The sequence below is a fragment of the Telmatobacter bradus genome, from assembly GCF_048629425.1.
Taxonomy (GTDB): domain Bacteria; phylum Acidobacteriota; class Terriglobia; order Terriglobales; family Acidobacteriaceae; genus Telmatobacter; species Telmatobacter bradus.
This window is the reverse complement of record NZ_CP184532.1, coordinates 2,624,557-2,641,360: the sequence shown is the minus strand read 5'-3', so window position 1 is coordinate 2,641,360 and position 16,804 is coordinate 2,624,557. Positions and strand designations below refer to the sequence as shown.

17 protein-coding genes are annotated in these 16,804 nt (G+C 54.0%); 7 read left to right on the top strand and 10 right to left on the bottom strand.

Annotated features, from left to right (window positions below):
* Nucleotides 1-2 precede the first annotated feature (2 nt).
* From ACOBR2_RS10935 to ACOBR2_RS10910, 6 genes are all read right to left on the bottom strand, one after another.
* The gene (locus tag ACOBR2_RS10935) at nt 3-335 is read right to left on the bottom strand and encodes an SDR family NAD(P)-dependent oxidoreductase (RefSeq protein WP_420236152.1); all 333 of its coding nucleotides are present in this window, start codon (nt 333-335) and stop codon (nt 3-5) included.
* A 52-nt stretch (nt 336-387) separates the two neighbouring features.
* Nucleotides 388-1,935 (bottom strand): IS66 family transposase, encoded by a 1,548-nt coding sequence (gene tnpC, locus ACOBR2_RS10930; protein ID WP_420236151.1) that lies wholly within the window; start codon nt 1,933-1,935, stop codon nt 388-390.
* Nucleotides 1,936-1,987: 52 nt separating this feature from the next.
* Nucleotides 1,988-2,335, bottom strand: a complete 348-nt coding sequence (gene tnpB / locus ACOBR2_RS10925) for an IS66 family insertion sequence element accessory protein TnpB (RefSeq protein WP_420236150.1) — start codon at nt 2,333-2,335, stop codon at nt 1,988-1,990.
* Nucleotides 2,332-2,727 carry an IS66-like element accessory protein TnpA gene (tnpA, locus tag ACOBR2_RS10920; protein ID WP_420236149.1) on the bottom strand — a complete coding sequence of 132 codons (396 nt, stop codon included), beginning with the start codon at nt 2,725-2,727 and terminating at the stop codon, nt 2,332-2,334. Before tnpA ends, tnpB begins: the two co-directional genes overlap by 4 nt.
* Before the next feature lie 54 nt (nt 2,728-2,781).
* Nucleotides 2,782-3,264, bottom strand: coding sequence for an SDR family NAD(P)-dependent oxidoreductase (locus tag ACOBR2_RS10915; RefSeq protein ID WP_420236148.1), 483 nt, complete (start codon nt 3,262-3,264; stop codon nt 2,782-2,784).
* 114 nt (nt 3,265-3,378) lie between these two features.
* Entirely contained in the window at nt 3,379-3,666 is a 288-nt protein-coding gene (locus ACOBR2_RS10910; RefSeq protein WP_420236147.1) for an ArsR/SmtB family transcription factor, read from the bottom strand.
* 267 nt (nt 3,667-3,933) lie between these two features.
* Here ACOBR2_RS10910 and ACOBR2_RS10905 point away from each other — a divergent pair, with 267 nt between their 5' ends.
* Nucleotides 3,934-4,464: a flavin reductase family protein gene (locus tag ACOBR2_RS10905; protein ID WP_420236146.1), complete on the top strand. Its 531-nt coding sequence runs from the start codon at nt 3,934-3,936 to the stop codon at nt 4,462-4,464.
* 223 nt (nt 4,465-4,687) lie between these two features.
* Here the strand turns inward: ACOBR2_RS10905 and ACOBR2_RS10900 are convergent, their stop codons facing one another.
* Nucleotides 4,688-5,317, bottom strand: a complete 630-nt coding sequence (locus ACOBR2_RS10900) for a TetR/AcrR family transcriptional regulator (protein WP_420236145.1) — start codon at nt 5,315-5,317, stop codon at nt 4,688-4,690.
* Between the two features lie 145 nt (nt 5,318-5,462).
* On the opposite strand from ACOBR2_RS10900, the gene ACOBR2_RS10895 reads away from it, so the two are divergent.
* The 3 genes from ACOBR2_RS10895 to ACOBR2_RS10885 all read left to right on the top strand — a co-directional run bounded on the left by ACOBR2_RS10895 (nt 5,463) and on the right by ACOBR2_RS10885 (nt 8,102).
* The gene (locus ACOBR2_RS10895; protein ID WP_420236144.1) at nt 5,463-6,359 is read left to right on the top strand and encodes an aldo/keto reductase family oxidoreductase; all 897 of its coding nucleotides are present in this window, start codon (nt 5,463-5,465) and stop codon (nt 6,357-6,359) included.
* A 70-nt stretch (nt 6,360-6,429) separates the two neighbouring features.
* A complete protein-coding gene (locus tag ACOBR2_RS10890; RefSeq protein ID WP_420236143.1) occupies nt 6,430-7,314 on the top strand; it encodes an SDR family oxidoreductase in 885 nt (294 codons plus the stop codon).
* Between the two features lie 32 nt (nt 7,315-7,346).
* A complete protein-coding gene (locus ACOBR2_RS10885; RefSeq protein WP_420236142.1) occupies nt 7,347-8,102 on the top strand; it encodes an SDR family NAD(P)-dependent oxidoreductase in 756 nt (251 codons plus the stop codon).
* Nucleotides 8,103-8,153: 51 nt separating this feature from the next.
* Here the strand turns inward: ACOBR2_RS10885 and ACOBR2_RS10880 are convergent, their stop codons facing one another.
* Nucleotides 8,154-8,765, bottom strand: a complete 612-nt coding sequence (locus ACOBR2_RS10880; RefSeq protein WP_420236141.1) for a TetR/AcrR family transcriptional regulator — start codon at nt 8,763-8,765, stop codon at nt 8,154-8,156.
* Nucleotides 8,766-8,834: 69 nt separating this feature from the next.
* Between ACOBR2_RS10880 and ACOBR2_RS10875 the strand changes: the two genes are divergently transcribed.
* The 3 genes from ACOBR2_RS10875 to ACOBR2_RS10865 are packed head-to-tail and all read left to right on the top strand — an operon-like array spanning nt 8,835 to nt 14,748.
* A complete protein-coding gene (locus ACOBR2_RS10875) occupies nt 8,835-10,124 on the top strand; it encodes an efflux RND transporter periplasmic adaptor subunit (protein ID WP_420236140.1) in 1,290 nt (429 codons plus the stop codon).
* Between the two features lie 12 nt (nt 10,125-10,136).
* Nucleotides 10,137-13,322, top strand: a complete 3,186-nt coding sequence (locus tag ACOBR2_RS10870; protein ID WP_420236139.1) for an efflux RND transporter permease subunit — start codon at nt 10,137-10,139, stop codon at nt 13,320-13,322.
* Nucleotides 13,309-14,748, top strand: coding sequence for an efflux transporter outer membrane subunit (locus ACOBR2_RS10865; RefSeq protein WP_420236138.1), 1,440 nt, complete (start codon nt 13,309-13,311; stop codon nt 14,746-14,748). The genes ACOBR2_RS10870 and ACOBR2_RS10865 overlap by 14 nt, the downstream gene beginning before the upstream one ends.
* A 327-nt stretch (nt 14,749-15,075) precedes the next feature.
* Here ACOBR2_RS10865 and ACOBR2_RS10860 read toward each other — a convergent pair whose 3' ends face one another.
* Together ACOBR2_RS10860 and ACOBR2_RS10855 are read right to left on the bottom strand one after the other, a co-directional pair.
* Nucleotides 15,076-15,774 (bottom strand): TetR/AcrR family transcriptional regulator, encoded by a 699-nt coding sequence (locus ACOBR2_RS10860; protein WP_420236137.1) that lies wholly within the window; start codon nt 15,772-15,774, stop codon nt 15,076-15,078.
* 3 nt (nt 15,775-15,777) lie between these two features.
* Complete coding sequence (locus ACOBR2_RS10855) at nt 15,778-16,590, bottom strand: hypothetical protein (protein ID WP_420236136.1); 813 nt, start codon at nt 16,588-16,590, stop codon at nt 15,778-15,780.
* Nucleotides 16,591-16,804 lie beyond the last annotated feature (214 nt).

Here is a 16,804-nt window from a genome sequence, read left to right as displayed (position 1 = left end):
AATCAACCGATGTAGCCACCAGAGGCGTAGATGGTTTGACCAGAGATCCATCCGGCATCGGAGGATGCAAGAAAAGCTGCTGCGGTGGCGATGTCGATGGGCTGGCCGATGCGCCCCAATGGGGTTGCAGCCTCGGCCTGCTTCTGGAAGTCGCTTCCAAGAATGCCGGCGGCTTGTGCGCCTTCGGTTTCAATCATTCCAGGATTTAAGGCATTGACGCGAATTTTCTTTGCGCCAAGCTCCTTGGCAAGCGATCCGGTGATTGAGTCTACAGCACCCTTTGTGGCTCCATAACCGTAAGCGTCATCCACAGGCCGTATTGCGCGGGAGCTCATCTTGTGAATCGAGATCTCAAGTGTCCACGTATTTTTAAGTGGACACATGAGATCAGGCGGGATTGGTCAGAGATTCCGAGAAGTTCCAGGGCAGAAGTTCGGAGATGCGCGAGATAGGCCAATCTGGAATCTTTTCGAGGACGCGCTGCAGATAGAGTTCCGGCTCAACGCCGTTGAGCTTGGCTGTGCCGATCAACGAATAGATCGCAGCGGTGGAGTGACCGCCAGCATCCGATCCACAAAACAGATAATTCTTACGACCAAGCGCGACCGCGCGCAGGGCTCTTTCGGCCGCGGAGTTGTCGATCTCGATTGTGCCATCGTCGAGATAGCGCGTAAGCGCACGCCATCGCGCGAGCGCATAGCGAATCGCCAGGGCCGTGTCGGACTTCGGCGACAAACGTGTCAGCATCTTGTTGAGCCAATCATGAAGTTCGTCCGCGAGCGGTCGACTGCGTGACTGGCGCACTTGCTGGCGAAGGTCAGGAGGCTTGCCGCGCACGTCGCTCTCGATGACATAGAGTGCACCGATGCGCTCGACTGCTTCAGCGGCCATCACGGAGTTGGTTGCCACCTGAATGTCATAAAACTTGCGCCGAACATGAGCCCAACACGCGGCCTCATGAATCTTGCCGCCTTCATAAAGGTGATGAAATCCAGCGTAGCCATCTGCCTGCAATGTGCCTCTGAAGTTGCTCAGATGCTGGCGCGGATGCTCGCCCTTTCGGTCGGGCGTGTACGCGAACCAGATGGCAGCAGGCGCATCAGAAGCGGCCGGGCGGTCATCGCGTACATAGGTCCATAACCGCGCGGTTTTGGTTTTACCTGTGCCTGGAGCAAGCACGGGAATCGGTGTGTCGTCTGCATGAATCTTGCCCGCCTCGAGCACGTGCTTGCGTGTGGCATCGACGAGTGGCGCCAACAGATGACTGGCGTGGCCGACCCAGTCGGCCAGTGTCGAACGATCGAGTTCGATGCCTTCACGAGCGAAGATCTCCGACTGTCGATAAAGTGGCAGATGGTCGCAGAACTTCGCGATCAGCACATGCGCCAGCAATGCAGGACCAGCAATGCCGCGCTCGATCGGCCTTGACGGCGCAGGAGCCTGCACAATGCAATCGCACTTCGCGCAGGCCATCTTCACGCGCACGTGACGGATGACTTTATACGTTGCAGGCACGCGCTCAAGAATCTCCGCGACATCTTCGCCGAGCTTGTGCAACGCTCCGCCACACTCCGGGCACGCTTGTTCCGGCGGCAGATGTGTATGCACTTCGCGCGGCAGCTGCTCAGGCAGCGGACGACGTGCGGACTTCGCTTTAGGTGAAGTGGGTTGTGACTGTGGGCGTGCAGCGATGACTTCCGACTCGCGCGTCTCAAGTTCTTCGAGCTTGAGCTCAAGCTGTTCGAGTTCGTGTGCGACCTTCTCGCTCTTCTTGCCGAAGAGCATCCGCTGCAACTTGGCAATGACCAGCTTGAGATGTTCGATCTCGCTGTCGCTGCTGATGCGCTTCTCGCGCTCTGCGATGAGCAATGCAATCAGCGCTTCGCGATCAAGCGAATTTAGATCGGCAACAACAGGGCTGAGCGCATCTGCCATCGCAAAAAGTATGCCATAAACGCGTCGAAGAAAGCGATGAAAAGATCGCTGTCTAACCGGCCATCGGCGGTTGCCATGTACGCGCAGGCTGCCGCCAATCAATGCCTTCGAGTAACATCGATAACTGCGCTCGTGTGAGCGACACCGTTCCCTCTGCGGCTTGCGGCCAAACAAATCGTCCACGTTCAAGACGCTTCTGCAGCAGGCACAGCCCGTCGCCATCGAACCAGAGAACCTTGATCAGATCACCGCGCTTGCCGCGAAAGACGAAGACGTGTCCAGAGTATGGAGCCTGCTTGAGCACAGTCTCGACCATCGTGCTGAGGCCGAGAAATCCGCGCCGCATGTCGGTAAAGCCTGCAGCGATCCAGATGTGCGTGCCAGGAGGAAGATCGATCACGAGCGCAGCATCTCCACGACCGCGCGCAGCAAATGCATGTCTGTCTCTGCGCTGATCTGAATAGAAATGCCGCCTGAAAACTCAATGCGGATCGCAGTGTTCTCATGCACAGGTGGCACTGCTGCTACTTCTATGTTGCTTGATGCTGCCTCTTCAACCACGACCGGCAACAACTTCGCACGAGGCTTCGGACCGCTGTCAAGAATGCCCTTGCGATACTCGTAGCGCCACTGAAAAACCTGGTTGGAGTTCACGCCGTGCTCACGCGCCACGCGGGCAATCGACGTGCCCGGCGCAAAGGTCGCCTCCACGATGCGGCGCTTCTCCTCTGCCGAACGGTGGATGCGCTTCGACGCAGCTGGCTTGCTATCACCTTCGATGACTTCGCTCACTCTGTCATCGTCGGTCAGAATCCCGCGTCACACAAGACGGTCGTCAGATGACGCTTACCCATAAACAGCAATATTGGCAAAACCTGATGCTGCAACAGAGCCAATGTTGATGATGCTTCCGCCTTTCGGATTGAAGTGAGCGACTGCTGCTTGCGTCACAAGCAACAGGCCAAGAACATTAATGTTGAATTGCTTGTGGAAGTGTTCTGGGGTAATTCCTTCAAGCGGGGCAAATTCGTAGATGCCGGCATTATTCACCAAGATATCGATCGGACCAAGCTGCTTGACGATACTCTCGATCATAGGTGCGATGCTGCTTGGATCTGCCACATTTGCCTGGATGGCAATGGCCTTTCCACCTGCAGCACGAAGGGAGTCAACAACTTTGTCGGCACCAGCTTTACTGCTGGAATAGTTGACGGCGACAGATGCGCCGCGTGCCGCCAGTTCCTGTGCGATGGCTGCGCCAATGCCTTTGGATGCGCCTGTGACGAGCGCCACTTTTCCTTGAAGACTCTCATTCTGTATCGGACTCATGAATCGCTCCTTGGTCGCGAAGTCATTCGTGCGACAATTCGACGACTATCGAATTGATTAGAGAGTCATAGGAATGGATTCAGAATGATTGTGAAATTGAGAAGATGCCACAGGTTATTTTTCTTTGAGCCGGGCGAGTGTACTGATGAGGCTATTGATTGCATCCGGCTTTAAACTCAGGAAATGATATTTCCCCTCATGGTGAACTTCAATCAGACCAGCGGCTTCCAGTTCCTTGATGTGATGGGAGAGTGTGGCGGGAGCGATGGGTAGGACAGCACGCGCCTGCGCACAACTCAATGGTTTGCAGGTTTTGGCAATCTGCTCTAAAAGCTGAAATCGGCGCGGATCCGAGAGCGCTTTGAGAATCGTTGTGCGGCGGGTGGCGCTCAGACGCTTCATGGGCGTGGTGTGCGTCGGGGTGCTTTTCGAAGAGCCGTCAGTCCTGAGCATGTCTTTCCTGTATAAAATGCATGGTAGCGCACTTCGCCTGTGTTGTGGGAGGCTCTTTGCGATTTTGAGGGAGGAGGCAGCTTCAAGATGAAGGTCTGAGGTATATATCGAAGTCAGGCGTACGATGAAAGGGAATGTGCGCGCGGGTTCTTGAAGTAGCATGCGGTTGCTCTTCTGCATGCCATGCTATAGGACAAAAGTGGAAGGAGCTTGACGATGAAGAGCTTTCCTTTATCCAAGGTTTATCAACTGCTTGAGCCTGGACCTGTGGTTTTGTTGACTACCATGCGCAAAGGACAGGCCAATCTCATGGCAATGTCCTGGCACATGATGGTGGAATTCACGCCTCCACTGGTTGCCTGTATTGTGAGCAATGCCAATTACAACTTCACAGCGCTGCGTTCTAGCAAAGAATGTGTAATAGCCATTCCATCTCATAGATTAGCACGCAAGGTTGTGAAAGTAGGGAACTGCTCAGGGCGAGATGTGGACAAGTTCAAGAAGTTTAGTCTGACTCCACTAACAGCCAAACAGGTGAGCGCACCGCTGGTCGAAGAATGCTTTGCAAATCTTGAATGCCGAGTCGTCGATACGCGGCTTGTTCGCTCATACAATCTCTTTGTGCTAGAGGTGGTGAAGGCGTGGATCGATCCGGAACAGAATGATCCCAGGACCATCCATCATCAGGGCTATGGAAATTTTATTGTGGATGGGAGAAAGGTCAAGCTGCAATCCAGAATGCCCTAGATGAAGAATATTTGCCGAATGTTGCGGGCAGTCCTTGCAGCAGGAAGACGTGGCAGAAGAGATATGTCTGCTGGCGTAGCCATGGAGCTTGTACTGGGCGTCATGCAGATTGAGAAAGCCGTTGGGATCGCAATTTCTGGCACAATACTGACGCCGTCTACTTAGAGAAAAATCAAGAAAGATAGCCCCAGAAACATCATGCAAGGTTGCCGTTTCCTGATGGTCACGGTAACTTTGGACCTGTGGCTTGCGGGTATGGCATCCCTGATTTTGCTATAGCGGCTCGTGAACCGGCGATGAGGATGTCTACGAGTCTTCTGGCGCTCTGTTGCCAACCCGGCCCGGGAGCGACAAAAGCAGTGCCGAGGAGCGCGCGAAGCAGATCAAAGGGGACAATATCCGGTTGAAGTTCGCCGCTTCCAACGGCGCGCTTGACCAGTGCATCGATGGCTCCTTGAACCAGACCGTGCGACCCCTCGTAGATCTTTGCCGGACCTCCGGCAACGCTGTTGAGTGCTGGTGCGATGATCCGCTTGGCGGCCAGATGATCGACAAACAGCAGCATCCATGCACGCAAAGCCTCAATCGGCTCCATGCTTTCGGCAAATTTGCGCTCTGCCGCAGCCAACTTCTCAACCTCGCTCCGGTAAACAGCTTCGATCAGTGCGTCGCGGGTTGGGAAGTGGCGATAGAGAGTTCCGGCTCCAACCCCGGCCTGTTTGGCGATTTCGTCCAGGCTGGCATCTGCGCCGGAATGCGTAAAGGCATCTTTGGCCACTTCCAGAATGCGCTCGCGGTTCCGCTGCGCATCCGCGCGCGGCTTTCTAGAGACGGGTTTTGATCGATTCGTCATAATCACACAAAAAACTTGAATCCGGAGGGTATCTCCGTTTATCTATTCATTCGGAGGCTTTCTCCGTTTTTAGCGGAATCGGCATTCTTTCGTCAATTCCGGCCAATGGAAATCTTCAAAAACAGCGATTCTGGGAGGAATTACGATGTCGCAACAAACGGGTTTGGCTGGCAACTTTACCCTACCGAGCAGTTCGCTCAACGTAAATCGCATGGGCTACGGGGCTATGCAGCTTGCCGGCAGAGAGGGCAGTAAATTGGTTTGGGGGCCTCCTCGCGATGTTGAGGGGGCGATTGCGCTCTTGCAGGAAGCTGTCGCAAGCGGCGTCAACCATATCGATACTGCCGATTTTTATGGGCCATACGTCACCAACCAGATCCTGCGCAAGGCGCTCTCGCCCTATCGCGAAGGACTGGTCATTGTAACCAAGGTTGGCGCCCTACGCGGCGAAGATGGATCGTGGGTTCCGGCTTCAAGCCGAGAGGAATTGACGGCTGCAGTGCACAGCAATCTGCGCAATCTCGGTTTGGATGTGCTCGATGTCGTCAATCTGCGCATCATGTTGAATGTCGGTCAGCCGGCGGAAGGTTCCATCGAAGCGCCGCTAACTGTTCTGGCCGAACTACAGCAAAAGGGGATGATTCGACATATAGGACTGAGCAACGTCACGCCCACGCAAATTGCGGAAGCGAGACGCATCGTCCCAATCGTCTGCATACAGAATCATTACAACCTGGCGCATCGTACCGACGATGCATTGCTCGAAGAGCTTGCCAAAGACGGCATCGCATACGTTCCATTCTTTCCTCTGGGCGGATTTTCTCCGTTGCAATCCGATGCTTTGTCGAATATGGCCTCGCTCCTCAACGCCACGCCGATGCAGGTCGCATTGGCATGGCTTCTGCAGCGCTCGCCAAACATCCTGGTGATTCCAGGAACATCTTCCCTTCAGCATCTTCGCGAGAATCTTCAGGCGGCCACACTGCAAATCCCTACAGAAGTGCTGGTCGCTCTCGATGCAGTGGTCAATCAAAAACGCTGAACATACAGCTATTTTTCGCAATAGGGTCGTATCAATAAAAAAATCGAAGCTCTATGCAAAGGAGTAATCCATGCGAGTTTTTGTTACAGGAGCCACGGGATTTATTGGCTCGGCTGTCGTCAAGGAGTTGATCGGCTTGGGGCATCAGGTGCTTGGGCTGGCGCGCAGCGAGGCCGGCGCACAGTCAGTTGTCGCAACCGGAGCCGAGGTGCATCGAGGCGATCTGGAAGACCTAGCAAGCCTGCGCAGCGGAGCGGCTGCAGCAGATGCGGTCATCCACACCGCCTTTATTCACGACTTTTCCAAGTTTAAGCAGAACTGTGAGATCGACAGGCTGGCCATTGATGCGATAGGCGAGGAACTTGCCGGTTCTGGCAAGCTGCTGATCGTAACTGCCGGAACCGCCGTGGCGAAGGCCGATCCGAATGCTGCGGCTACCGAAGACGATCCGCCGCTCAGTTCGACAATCGCTCATCGTGCATCGGAAGAAGCTGCCGATGCGGTTGCGGCAAAGGGTGTACGTGTGGCTGTGGTGAGGTTGCCACAGGTTCATGACACGGTAAAGCAGGGGCTTGTCAGCTATGCAATTCAGGTTGCCCGCGAAAAGGGTGTAGTCGCTTACATAGGAGACGGACTCAATCGCTGGTCTGCGGTTCATCGTCTGGACGCGGCGCATCTGTTCTGCCTGGCGCTAGGGAAGGGCGAGGGCAATGTGCGCTATCATGCGGTGGCCGAAGAAGGTGTCTCAGCACGCGAAATTGCCGAGACGATTGGACACGGCATGCATCTGCCTGCGGTTTCGATTGCCCCGGAAGAGGCTCCAGCACATTTCGGCTGGCTCGCGCTATTCGCTGAATGGGACCTTTCAGCTTCCAGCGCCAAAACCCGCGCGCGATTAGGCTGGGAGCCTACAGGACCGATGCTCATCACCGATCTAAAAAACATGCGCTACTAATTAACCTTGAAGCAGATACAGGAGTACAAAGCATGGCCAACAAAATTGCCATCATCACCGGCGGAAGCCGAGGTCTGGGCCGCAATACGGCTATTAATCTTTTGAAACATGGCGTGGACGTTCTTTTTACCTACCGCGCAAAACAGGACGAAGCCGAGAAGCTCGTTCATGAGGCTGAATCTTTGGGGCGGAAGGCGGCGGCATTTCGTCTGGATACGGGCGAGATCAGCAGCTTTGACGCATTTGCTGACGAAGTGCGAAAAACGCTTGCAGGATGGGGCGTTGAGCGCTTCGACTATCTCGTAAACAATGCCGGGAACTCACTCCATGCTAGCCTTACGGAAACAACGGAGGCCCAATTTGACGCGGTCTTCAGTGTGCACGTCAAGGGTGTTTTCTTTCTGACGCAGAAGCTACTTCCGTTAATGAATGATGGAGGACGTATCGTAAACATCTCATCAGGGCTGGCACGCGTTGCATTGCCTGGCAGTTCCGCCTATGGAGCAGCCAAAGGAGCCGTCGAGGTGCTGACCCGCTACATGGCCAAGGAACTCGGACCGCGCAGGATCACGGCAAATGCCGTGGCTCCCGGGGCTATTGAAACGGATTTCAGTGAAGGCATGGTGCGCGATAATCCGGAGGTGAACAAGATGGTTGCCGGCTTTACGGCGCTTGGCCGCGCAGGCGTACCAGACGACATCGGCCCCATGATTGCGGCGCTGCTCTCGGATGAGAATCGCTGGGTCAACGGCCAGCGGATTGAAGTTTCCGGAGGCTTGGCACTGTAGAGATTGTCTCATGTTGATTGATCGGCCAAGGTATGACTACGCGACAGCGTTTCATGCCTTGGCCGATGGTTTGCTGGGCCACGCCTGAAGCGTCAATCGTCCAATTCCAAGTAGAATTTCTTTGCTTGCTCCAGCACGTGCCTGCAGAGACATTCCGAGAAGTGCGGTTCTAAAGAAGGAGACGAGCAGACGAATATCCGTTGATTTTGGAATCTCTTTGTTCCGTACAGCTTCTTCCAGCTTTTTCAATAGAACTGTATCGGAAAGCGCCCGAAGCCGATCCAACTCCTGCTGCAGATGCTCGAACCTGGGAGAACATGTGGGCAGTGCTAGGCACAACATGCAACCGCTGGGCTGATCTTTGCGCGTGAGTTCCCGGGCTGTCACGGCAAACAGATTCTCAAAACCCTCTTTTGCCGTCTTGCCCGCGATGATGGCATCATCAAAAACACTGCCTCGACCTGTGCGGTAATGCTCTACCGCTTCCAGAAACAGTGCCTCTTTGTCGCCGAATGTGGCATAGAGACTTGAGGTTTGTATTCCCATGGCAGACGCCAGATCGTCGACACAAGTCTGCTCAAACCCTCGATTCCAAAACAACAACATGGCCGCATCGAGTGCGGTTTCCTTATCAAATGTTTTCGGCCGTCCACGATGTGCCATTGCCTGTGCCTCCCTTCTATTGGAACATATTTTCCAAAAAAAGTGGCATCTTGCTGAATCGTGGGGAAGGTGCCGAACATCTATTTTGACACGATCGTTCTAATATTCGCCCCAAGTAAGATGCGACACGAGCGATGCCACAAGACTTGGAGGATTTCGATGGAAGTCATTTATAAATCTGGATTCTCGCTCACGCGAGCGTGGATCTGGCTGATTCTTTTGTGCTCTATGGGGTTTGCCTTAATTGGCTGCAAGAAGGTGCAGCAATCAAAGCCACAGTTGGCAGCGGCTTCCGTTGATGCCGCACTGGTCATCACAAAAAACATTCGCATTGCCGACGAGTTCAACGGCCGGGTATGGGCAACCAACTCCGTGGATATTCGTCCACGCGTCACGGGGTACATCGACCGCATCGCCTTCCATGAAGGGCAGATGGTGCACAAAGGAGATCTTCTCTATGTTATCGATCCCCGGCCATATAAAGATGTGGCAGAGAATGCCAGGGCACAACTTGACCGGGAAGATGCAGCCGCTGAATTTGCAAAGATTCAGGCAGAGCGTGCCAAGCGGCTTAGGCAGTCGGAGGCCGTATCGCAGGAAGAACTGCAGAATCGCGGTTCCGACCTCACGCAGAGCGGAGCGCGCGTGAAGGCCGCCGAAGCAGCACTTGCCTCTGCTGAGCTCAATCTTGCCTACACGGAGGTGCGCTCGCCGATCGATGGACGCATTAGCCGGACCCAACTGACCTTAGGCAACCTGGCACAGGCGGATCAAACCGTGCTGACCACCATTGTTTCGGTCAATCCGGTCTATGTGTATTTTGACTGCGACGAGCAGAGCTATCTTCGCTTTCAGCAAAGCTCACATAACAGCGCAGGCGTAGGTTCCGGGAACCCGGTCCATGTCGCTCTGGCAAACGAGCAAGGCTTCCCGCATGCAGGCCACATTGATTTTGTGGATAACCAGCTAAATCCTGCCACGGGGACGATTCGTGCCCGCGCCGTGCTTGAAAATCCAGAGAATACGTTGACACCGGGACTGTTCGCACGCGTGCAATTGCTGAGTGCTACTCCAACGGATGCTTTGCTCATCGACGACAAGGCCGTGCTGACGGATCAGGACCGGAAGTATGTCTACGTTGTTGGGGCTGGCAATGTAGCGCAGCGCAAGGACATCTCCCTGGGTGGCATGAGCGATGGACTTCGGATCGTCAAGTCTGGTTTGTCTTCACAGGATCGAGTGATTGTGGGCGGGCTTCAGCTGATCTATTTGCCAGGTTCGCCGATCAATCCGAAGACCGTTAGCATGGAATCCTCGGCTGCTGGAACTACCACCATTGCAGCAGCAGAAGCGAAATAAGGAGCGTCTTCAATGAACATCTCAAGATTTTTCATCGAGCGCCCAATTTTCGCGATTGTTCTCTCGATTATCATTTTCAGTCTTGGACTGATCGCAATTCCAATTCTTCCTTCAGGGCAATATCCCGAGGTTGTTCCGCCCAGCGTTGTGGTGCGCACCAACTATCCGGGAGCTAACCCCAAGGCCATTGCCGAAACAGTTGCCGAGCCGCTGGAAGAGGCAATCAATGGCGTGGAAGGCATCATGTACATGAAGTCGGTCGCAGGTTCTGACGGCAGCCTTCAGGTCGTCATTACCTTTCGGCCGGGTGTTGATCCGGACACCGCAGCGGTGCGCGTACAGAATCGCGTGAGTGAGGCTCTTTCACGCTTGCCGGAGGAGGTCCGCCAATATGGCGTGACGACGCAGAAGCAGTCGCCCACGCCTCTGATGTACGTGGGGCTGCTCTCGAAGCAAGGGCATCACGATGCGCTCTATCTGCGAAACTACGGCGTGCTGCATGTGAAAGACGAGTTATCGCGGCTGAACGGCATCGGCGATGTGCAACTGCTTGGCTCGGGCGATTACTCGATGCGCATCTGGCTCGACCCGAATCGTCTCGCTTCACGCGGCATCACCTCAGACGATGTGATCAGCGCAATCCGCGAACAGAATGTGCAGGTGTCCGCAGGCCAGCTTGGCGCGGAGCCTTCGCCGAACAAACCGGACTTTCTCACTCCCATCAATGTTCGTGGACGCTTGACATCGCCAGAAGAATTCAGCAACATCGTGCTGAAATGCGGATCAGACGGGCAGGTGGTTCACCTCTCTGATGTGGCTCGGGTTGAACTTGGATCGAGTGACTACACGCTGCATACGTACATCGACACCAAGGATACTGCCATCGTCGGCATCTTCCTGACTCCCGGCGCGAATGCTCTCGGCGTTGCCAAGGAGGTCTACGCCGAGTTAAAGGTGCTGTCCAAGGCTTTTCCAGACGACCTTGACTACAAGGTGATCTGGGACCCAACGGAATTCATTCGCGACTCCATCGAAGCAGTCCAGCATACGCTGATCGAAGCTGTCATTCTGGTGGTGATCGTGGTCATCGTCTTTCTGCAGACCTGGAGAGCCTCGATCATTCCGCTGATTGCGGTGCCTGTATCCATTGTTGGAACCTTTGCCTGGCTCTACATTCTTGGCTATTCGATCAATACGCTCACACTCTTTGGGTTGGTTCTCGCAATCGGCATTGTGGTTGACGATGCCATCGTTGTTGTTGAGAATGTGGAGCGTTTCATCGAGGATGGAATGTCTCCGCAGAAGGCTGCACAGCAGGCCATGAAGGAGGTTTCGGGCCCCATCATCGCTATCGCGCTTGTGCTTTGCGCCGTCTTCGTTCCGATGGCTTTTCTTACCGGAATCACCGGGCAGTTTTACAAGCAGTTCGCCGTCACCATTGCAATTTCGACGGTCATTTCAGCGATCAACTCACTCACACTTTCTCCGGCGCTTGCTGCAAAGCTTCTACATGCCCCGGGTGCTCCAAAGGACTGGCTGGCCCGGGCGATTGATCGCTCTCTCGGCTGGTTCTTCCGGCCCTTCAACCGCCTCTTCAAGCGCAGTTCCAAAGCATATCAATTAACGGTAGAACGCAGTTTTCGTTTCCGTGGCAGCGTGTTTGTGCTTTATGTCGGTTTGATTGGCGCTATCTTCGTGCTGTTCAATCAGGTGCCCGGTGGCTTTATTCCAACACAGGATGAGCTGTATCTGTTTGGAGGAGCCAAACTGCCAGAAGGCGCGTCGCTGGCACGTACGGACGATGTTTTGAGGAAGATGGTACGAACCGCGCATGAAGTGGATGGCGTTGAAATGTTGCCAGCTATGTCGGGCTTCAACGCGCTGCAGACCGCCAACACGCCGAACTTGGCAACTTCCTACATCATCCTCAAAGACTTCAAGGGGCGTCATAAAACGGCTCAGCAAATTCTGTTGGAACTCAACCAGAAATATTCCCAGATTCATGGAGCAATCGCTTTTGCACTCATGCCGCCGCCGATTCAGGGACTGGGGAATGGATCGGGCTACGCGCTCTATATTGAAGATCGTTCAGGTCTTGGTTATGGTGCATTGCAGAAAGGTTTGACGGCATTCCAGGCAGCGGTGTCGCAGACGCCCGGCATGACGTATCCAGTCTCATCGTACCAGTCGAATATTCCGCAGCTGGACGTTGAGGTGGACCGAGAGAAAGCCAAGACGCAGGGTGTGTCGCTTACGGAACTTTTCGACACGCTGCAAATCTACCTTGGCTCGGCCTACGTAAACGACTTCAACACCCTGGGCCGCGTCTATCGTGTGATGGTGCAGGCCGATGCTCAATATCGCCAGCGCCCAGAAGACATTACGAACCTTCGCGTGCGCAACAGCAGCGGAGAGATGGTTCCCATTGGTTCAATTGCAACGGTGACGCAGACATTCGGCCCGGATCCGGTCATGCGCTATAACGGCTATCCTGCGGCTGATTTGATCGGTGACGCTGATCCGCGCGTGCTTTCCTCAGGGCAGGTCATCGACAAGCTGAATGAAATTGCAAAAAGGACCTTGCCCCCGGGCATGGTGATCGAATACACGGATCTGAGCTACCAGCAAGCAAAGCAGAATCACTCGGCCGCAATCGTTTTTCCCTTGGCAATTCTGCTCGTGTTTCTGGTTCTTGCAGCACTTTACGAGAGCTGGACCTTGCCGCTTGCTGTCATCCTCATCGTTCCTGTTTGCATCTTCGCTGCTCTTTTTGGCGTATGGCTTACAGGTGGTGACAACAACATCTTTGTGCAGGTCGGTCTAGTGGTGCTGATGGGGCTCGCCTGCAAGAATGCGATTCTGATTGTTGAGTTTGCCCGCGAACTCGAGATGCAAGGCAAGACAACGGTGGAGGCTGCGCTCGAAGCCTGCCATCTGCGTCTCCGCCCTATCATCATGACCTCGATCGCATTCATTGCAGGGTCGGTTCCGTTACTGCTCAGCCATGGCGCCGGTAGTGAGGTCCGCAAGGTGACGGGCATTACGGTCTTCTCAGGAATGCTTGGCGTCACCCTGTTCGGACTCTTTCTTACACCTGTGTTCTATGTGGTGCTGCGCAAATTGAGCGGAGCAACACTTCATGGTCACAACCAGAAGAGCTTTGCTGAAGAGGTAAAGGCCAGCCATGCGCATATCTGATGTTCTGCTTGCAACTATCGTCGTGATGGGGAGCATTGGATGCTCTGTTGGTCCTCGTTACAATCGTCCGGATGTAGCCCTGCCCTCGCAATTCACAGCACCGGCAACCAATGCTGCTGGCGATGCAAAGGCCGATGCAGCAGATCCGGAGTTCTGGCGAGGCTTTCATGATCCGGAGCTGACCCGGCTTGTTGAGCGCTCCTTGTCGAGCAATAACGACCTGCGCGTGGCTCTTGCGCATTACGACGCAGCGACAGCTCTACTGCGTCTGAGCAAGTTCGACAAATACCCAACGGTGACGCTCAGTGAAGACAATGGACGGCAAAGGTTGACCGCCAATCAGGCTTTTGGAACTCCACGTAACTATCGGTATTCCACCTCTACGATCAATGCCAGTTGGGAACTCGACTTCTATGGACGCATTCGCCATAAGGTCGAAAGTCAGCATCAGCAGCTCCTTGCAAGCGGCAATGACCTTGCCGCCCTGCAGGTTGCCATTGCTGGTGAAGTGGCGTCTACCTACATTGACATGCGTGGGCAACAGGAGCGTTTGCGTGTTGCGCGCCAAAACGTGGAAAACGAACGCCAAACTGTCAAGCTCGTTGAGGCCACGTATAGCGCAGGTCGAGGAACGGCATTCGATACAGCCCGAGCCCGCGCATTGTATGAGAGCACAAGCTCTCGCATTCCAGCACTTCTTTCTGCAGTCACTCTTGACGAGCAGCGACTTGCAGTGCTGTGCGGCCAACTGCCTGGTGCGCTTGTCGGCGAACTGGATGTGCAGGCGCCTCTGCCTGATCTGCCCGAGAACATCGATCCAGGAACACCTGCTGATCTTGTTCGCAGGCGTCCTGACATCAAAGCATCCGAGGAACGTCTTCATGCAGCAACCGAGCAGATCGGCGTTAATACTGCCGACCTGTTTCCGCAAATCAACTTTGCGGGGCTTTTGGGGTTGATGGAGTACCATTCCGGCTCGGCATATGATGGCCTCAGCGCTGCAAATCTTGCGGCCCTCAACATTGACTGGTCCTTCCTGGATCGTGGCCGAGTGAAAGCGCGCATCGCAGCAAGCCGCGCGGATGGAAATGCGCAACTTGCACAGTATCAGCAAACGGTTTTGCTGGCGCTTGAAGATGTGGATGGTGCTTATGTGCGGTACGCGCGTTCGCGTGAACAGGATGCAGAACTTCATCAGGCGGCTCTCGACAGTAAACGGGCTGCGGAGTTAGCCAATGTCCGATACCGGGAAGGCGCGACAGGTCTTCTCGATTTATTGGATGCGGAGCGTGTCGAACTGGAAGCAGAGGACGCATATGCCTCAAGCCATCTCAACAGTGTTGCCAACGCTGTCGGCCTGTATAAATCGTTGGCAGGAGGATGGCCTCAACATTCGCCACAGGCATTCGGCAATGGCAGGCCGTGAAGGTAAATGTCATAGAGAAATTTCTGAAGTAGAGATTGTAGTAGTTTTAACGTGCTATGTTTTCATTTACCGCCTGAAGAGCTACGCTCTACAGGCGGTAAATGAAGGAATGGATGAGACAAGGGGCATGTCTCCATCTTTTGAGCAAGCAGACCAGGAGGGTGACGGTTGCTAGAGAACGAATCTGTTCTGAGCTTTCGGACTATATAACCATTTGAATACAAATTTTACTGTGTTGGCTGTAGGAAACAGCCATTAAAATAACCACCCGTAATTTCGAGACATCCAAGCAGATATAAAATTAGTCCGCTGCAGTGCTCTGATTGCTCATCTCATATTTGGAAATACCCTGTCAAAAACTAATCGTGTGCTGTCTGTCACAAGGCTATCGGAGTATCGCTGCGGATCCATAAGACTATGCAGCGTCATACCATGACTGAAGGCAAATCCGATAAGAACCAATTGCTCCGCGCTGATTGAGTCCTTGCTCTTCATCATTTTCTGAGCCTTTTTAATCGAGGCAATAAGTTCGTCATGGATGGATCCCAACAACGCACAAAGCTTTTTGCCGAAACGTGGATTCCGCATAGCATATAACTGAGCCTCGGTCAGCAGAAGAAAGGCATCCCGATCCGCGCCGCGATAGCAGGAGTAAGCAACTCTCAGGTTTTGCAGCGTTTCTTCTGCCGAGTTCGAGGCGGCAATCAACTCATGAATTTCTGCCGTAGTTTCCTGGATATGTTTTTCCACCAGCGTCAGGAACAAGTCGTCCTTGCTCTTGAAATTTGCATGGAAGGCGCCACGCGAGAAGCCTGCCTCTTCGGCGATTTCTTCAATCGAAGCACCTGCAACGCCTCGGCGAGCAAAGAGCTTCGCAGCTGCGCCGAGGAGCTTCTCCTGCGTCAGCGTCTTGCTTTCCTGCCTTGTCAATCTCTTCTTCATGGGCACAATCACTTGATTATACTGCGACTTCTGTGCCTTGTGCATGCCTGACACCGCATGCAAAGTAGGAATATGGCGTCTCACTCCCTATTCCTGCTTATGGTGCCCCACGATGTAGCTCCTGAGCGACTTGATGGCGCTGTTGAAGTCAGGCGTGAACTCCTGCAGTACCATCAGCAGACCATCTCCGGCCAGATTACTCGCCCATCGCTGGTTAACAAATGAAGCCGTCCTGTCGCGTTGCGGATAGTACAACGATGAAATGCTGGCGGCCAGCCCTGAGCCTAGAACTTGCGAGGTATTGAATTCCGCAGTGCCGGAATCCGAACGCGTGACGAACAGGCGGCTGAAAGAATATTCAGTTCTCTTCCAGGCTCCGCCTTGACCGAGCCGGTAGTAGCGTGGATCTTGGTGTAATGCTGCAGGCAATAGAAAATCGACAGCATACGAGTCGACTGCTTGGTCCGTATAGGAGTGCCAATAATACCGCGCGTATCCTGGTGCACCTTGATGAAATTCAGGGTACAGCGCTTGCGCTTGATTCACTCCTGCTCCGGCTGCCGCAAAAATTGCTGAGGGCAATCCAAAAGCGTTCTTCGTCGCAAAGATGAATTTCTGGTTCGGGCTAAGGGGGTGTAAATTTGGGTGACTTCCAATCGGCGTAATGGAAGAGGGGGCCGGGGTTTGCGTGGTTGCAAGCGGAGCATCCGGGAGTTCAGAGACTGCTCCTCCAGCCTGTGAAGCAGCGGGCAGTCCCGGCTCCTGTGCACTTCCATGGGACGCTGCAATGATCGTAAACAACAATACCGCCAAGGGTACGTTTGTACCCTGAATGAGCAGTAGAACATAACGATGGGCATGAGCCATCGGTCCGCGTAACCAGTTGAATAAACGCGACATAAATTCTCCATACCTCATAAAACTACGAGGAATTCGCAGCGCTGATCGATTCTCCGCTGACCCTCAACAAACAATACCATTACGTTTTCAAATACACAATGGTATTTGAGTGTGGTACTGTATTTTTCATGCGACCGATCATATACCCAGCCCTTAAAACATACAAAGCACGCCTGCTCTACGCTGGCGCTAAGTTAGCGTTATGCACATTGTG

What these genes read in the sequence shown, in the direction of transcription:
- ACOBR2_RS10915 (WP_420236148.1), bottom strand. Translation starts at nt 3,264, where the DNA reads ATGAGTCCGATACAGAATGAGAGTCTTCAAGGAAAAGTGGCGCTCGTC.
- ACOBR2_RS10880 (WP_420236141.1), bottom strand. Translation starts at nt 8,765, where the DNA reads ATGGCACATCGTGGACGGCCGAAAACATTTGATAAGGAAACCGCACTC.
- ACOBR2_RS10905 (WP_420236146.1), top strand. Translation starts at nt 3,934, where the DNA reads ATGAAGAGCTTTCCTTTATCCAAGGTTTATCAACTGCTTGAGCCTGGA.
- ACOBR2_RS10870 (WP_420236139.1), top strand. Translation starts at nt 10,137, where the DNA reads ATGAACATCTCAAGATTTTTCATCGAGCGCCCAATTTTCGCGATTGTT.
- ACOBR2_RS10855 (WP_420236136.1), bottom strand. Translation starts at nt 16,590, where the DNA reads ATGTCGCGTTTATTCAACTGGTTACGCGGACCGATGGCTCATGCCCAT.
- ACOBR2_RS10900 (WP_420236145.1), bottom strand. Translation starts at nt 5,317, where the DNA reads ATGACGAATCGATCAAAACCCGTCTCTAGAAAGCCGCGCGCGGATGCG.
- ACOBR2_RS10885 (WP_420236142.1), top strand. Translation starts at nt 7,347, where the DNA reads ATGGCCAACAAAATTGCCATCATCACCGGCGGAAGCCGAGGTCTGGGC.
- ACOBR2_RS10895 (WP_420236144.1), top strand. Translation starts at nt 5,463, where the DNA reads ATGTCGCAACAAACGGGTTTGGCTGGCAACTTTACCCTACCGAGCAGT.
- ACOBR2_RS10865 (WP_420236138.1), top strand. Translation starts at nt 13,309, where the DNA reads ATGCGCATATCTGATGTTCTGCTTGCAACTATCGTCGTGATGGGGAGC.
- ACOBR2_RS10935 (WP_420236152.1), bottom strand. Translation starts at nt 335, where the DNA reads ATGAGCTCCCGCGCAATACGGCCTGTGGATGACGCTTACGGTTATGGA.
- ACOBR2_RS10890 (WP_420236143.1), top strand. Translation starts at nt 6,430, where the DNA reads ATGCGAGTTTTTGTTACAGGAGCCACGGGATTTATTGGCTCGGCTGTC.
- tnpC (WP_420236151.1), bottom strand. Translation starts at nt 1,935, where the DNA reads ATGGCAGATGCGCTCAGCCCTGTTGTTGCCGATCTAAATTCGCTTGAT.
- ACOBR2_RS10910 (WP_420236147.1), bottom strand. Translation starts at nt 3,666, where the DNA reads ATGAAGCGTCTGAGCGCCACCCGCCGCACAACGATTCTCAAAGCGCTC.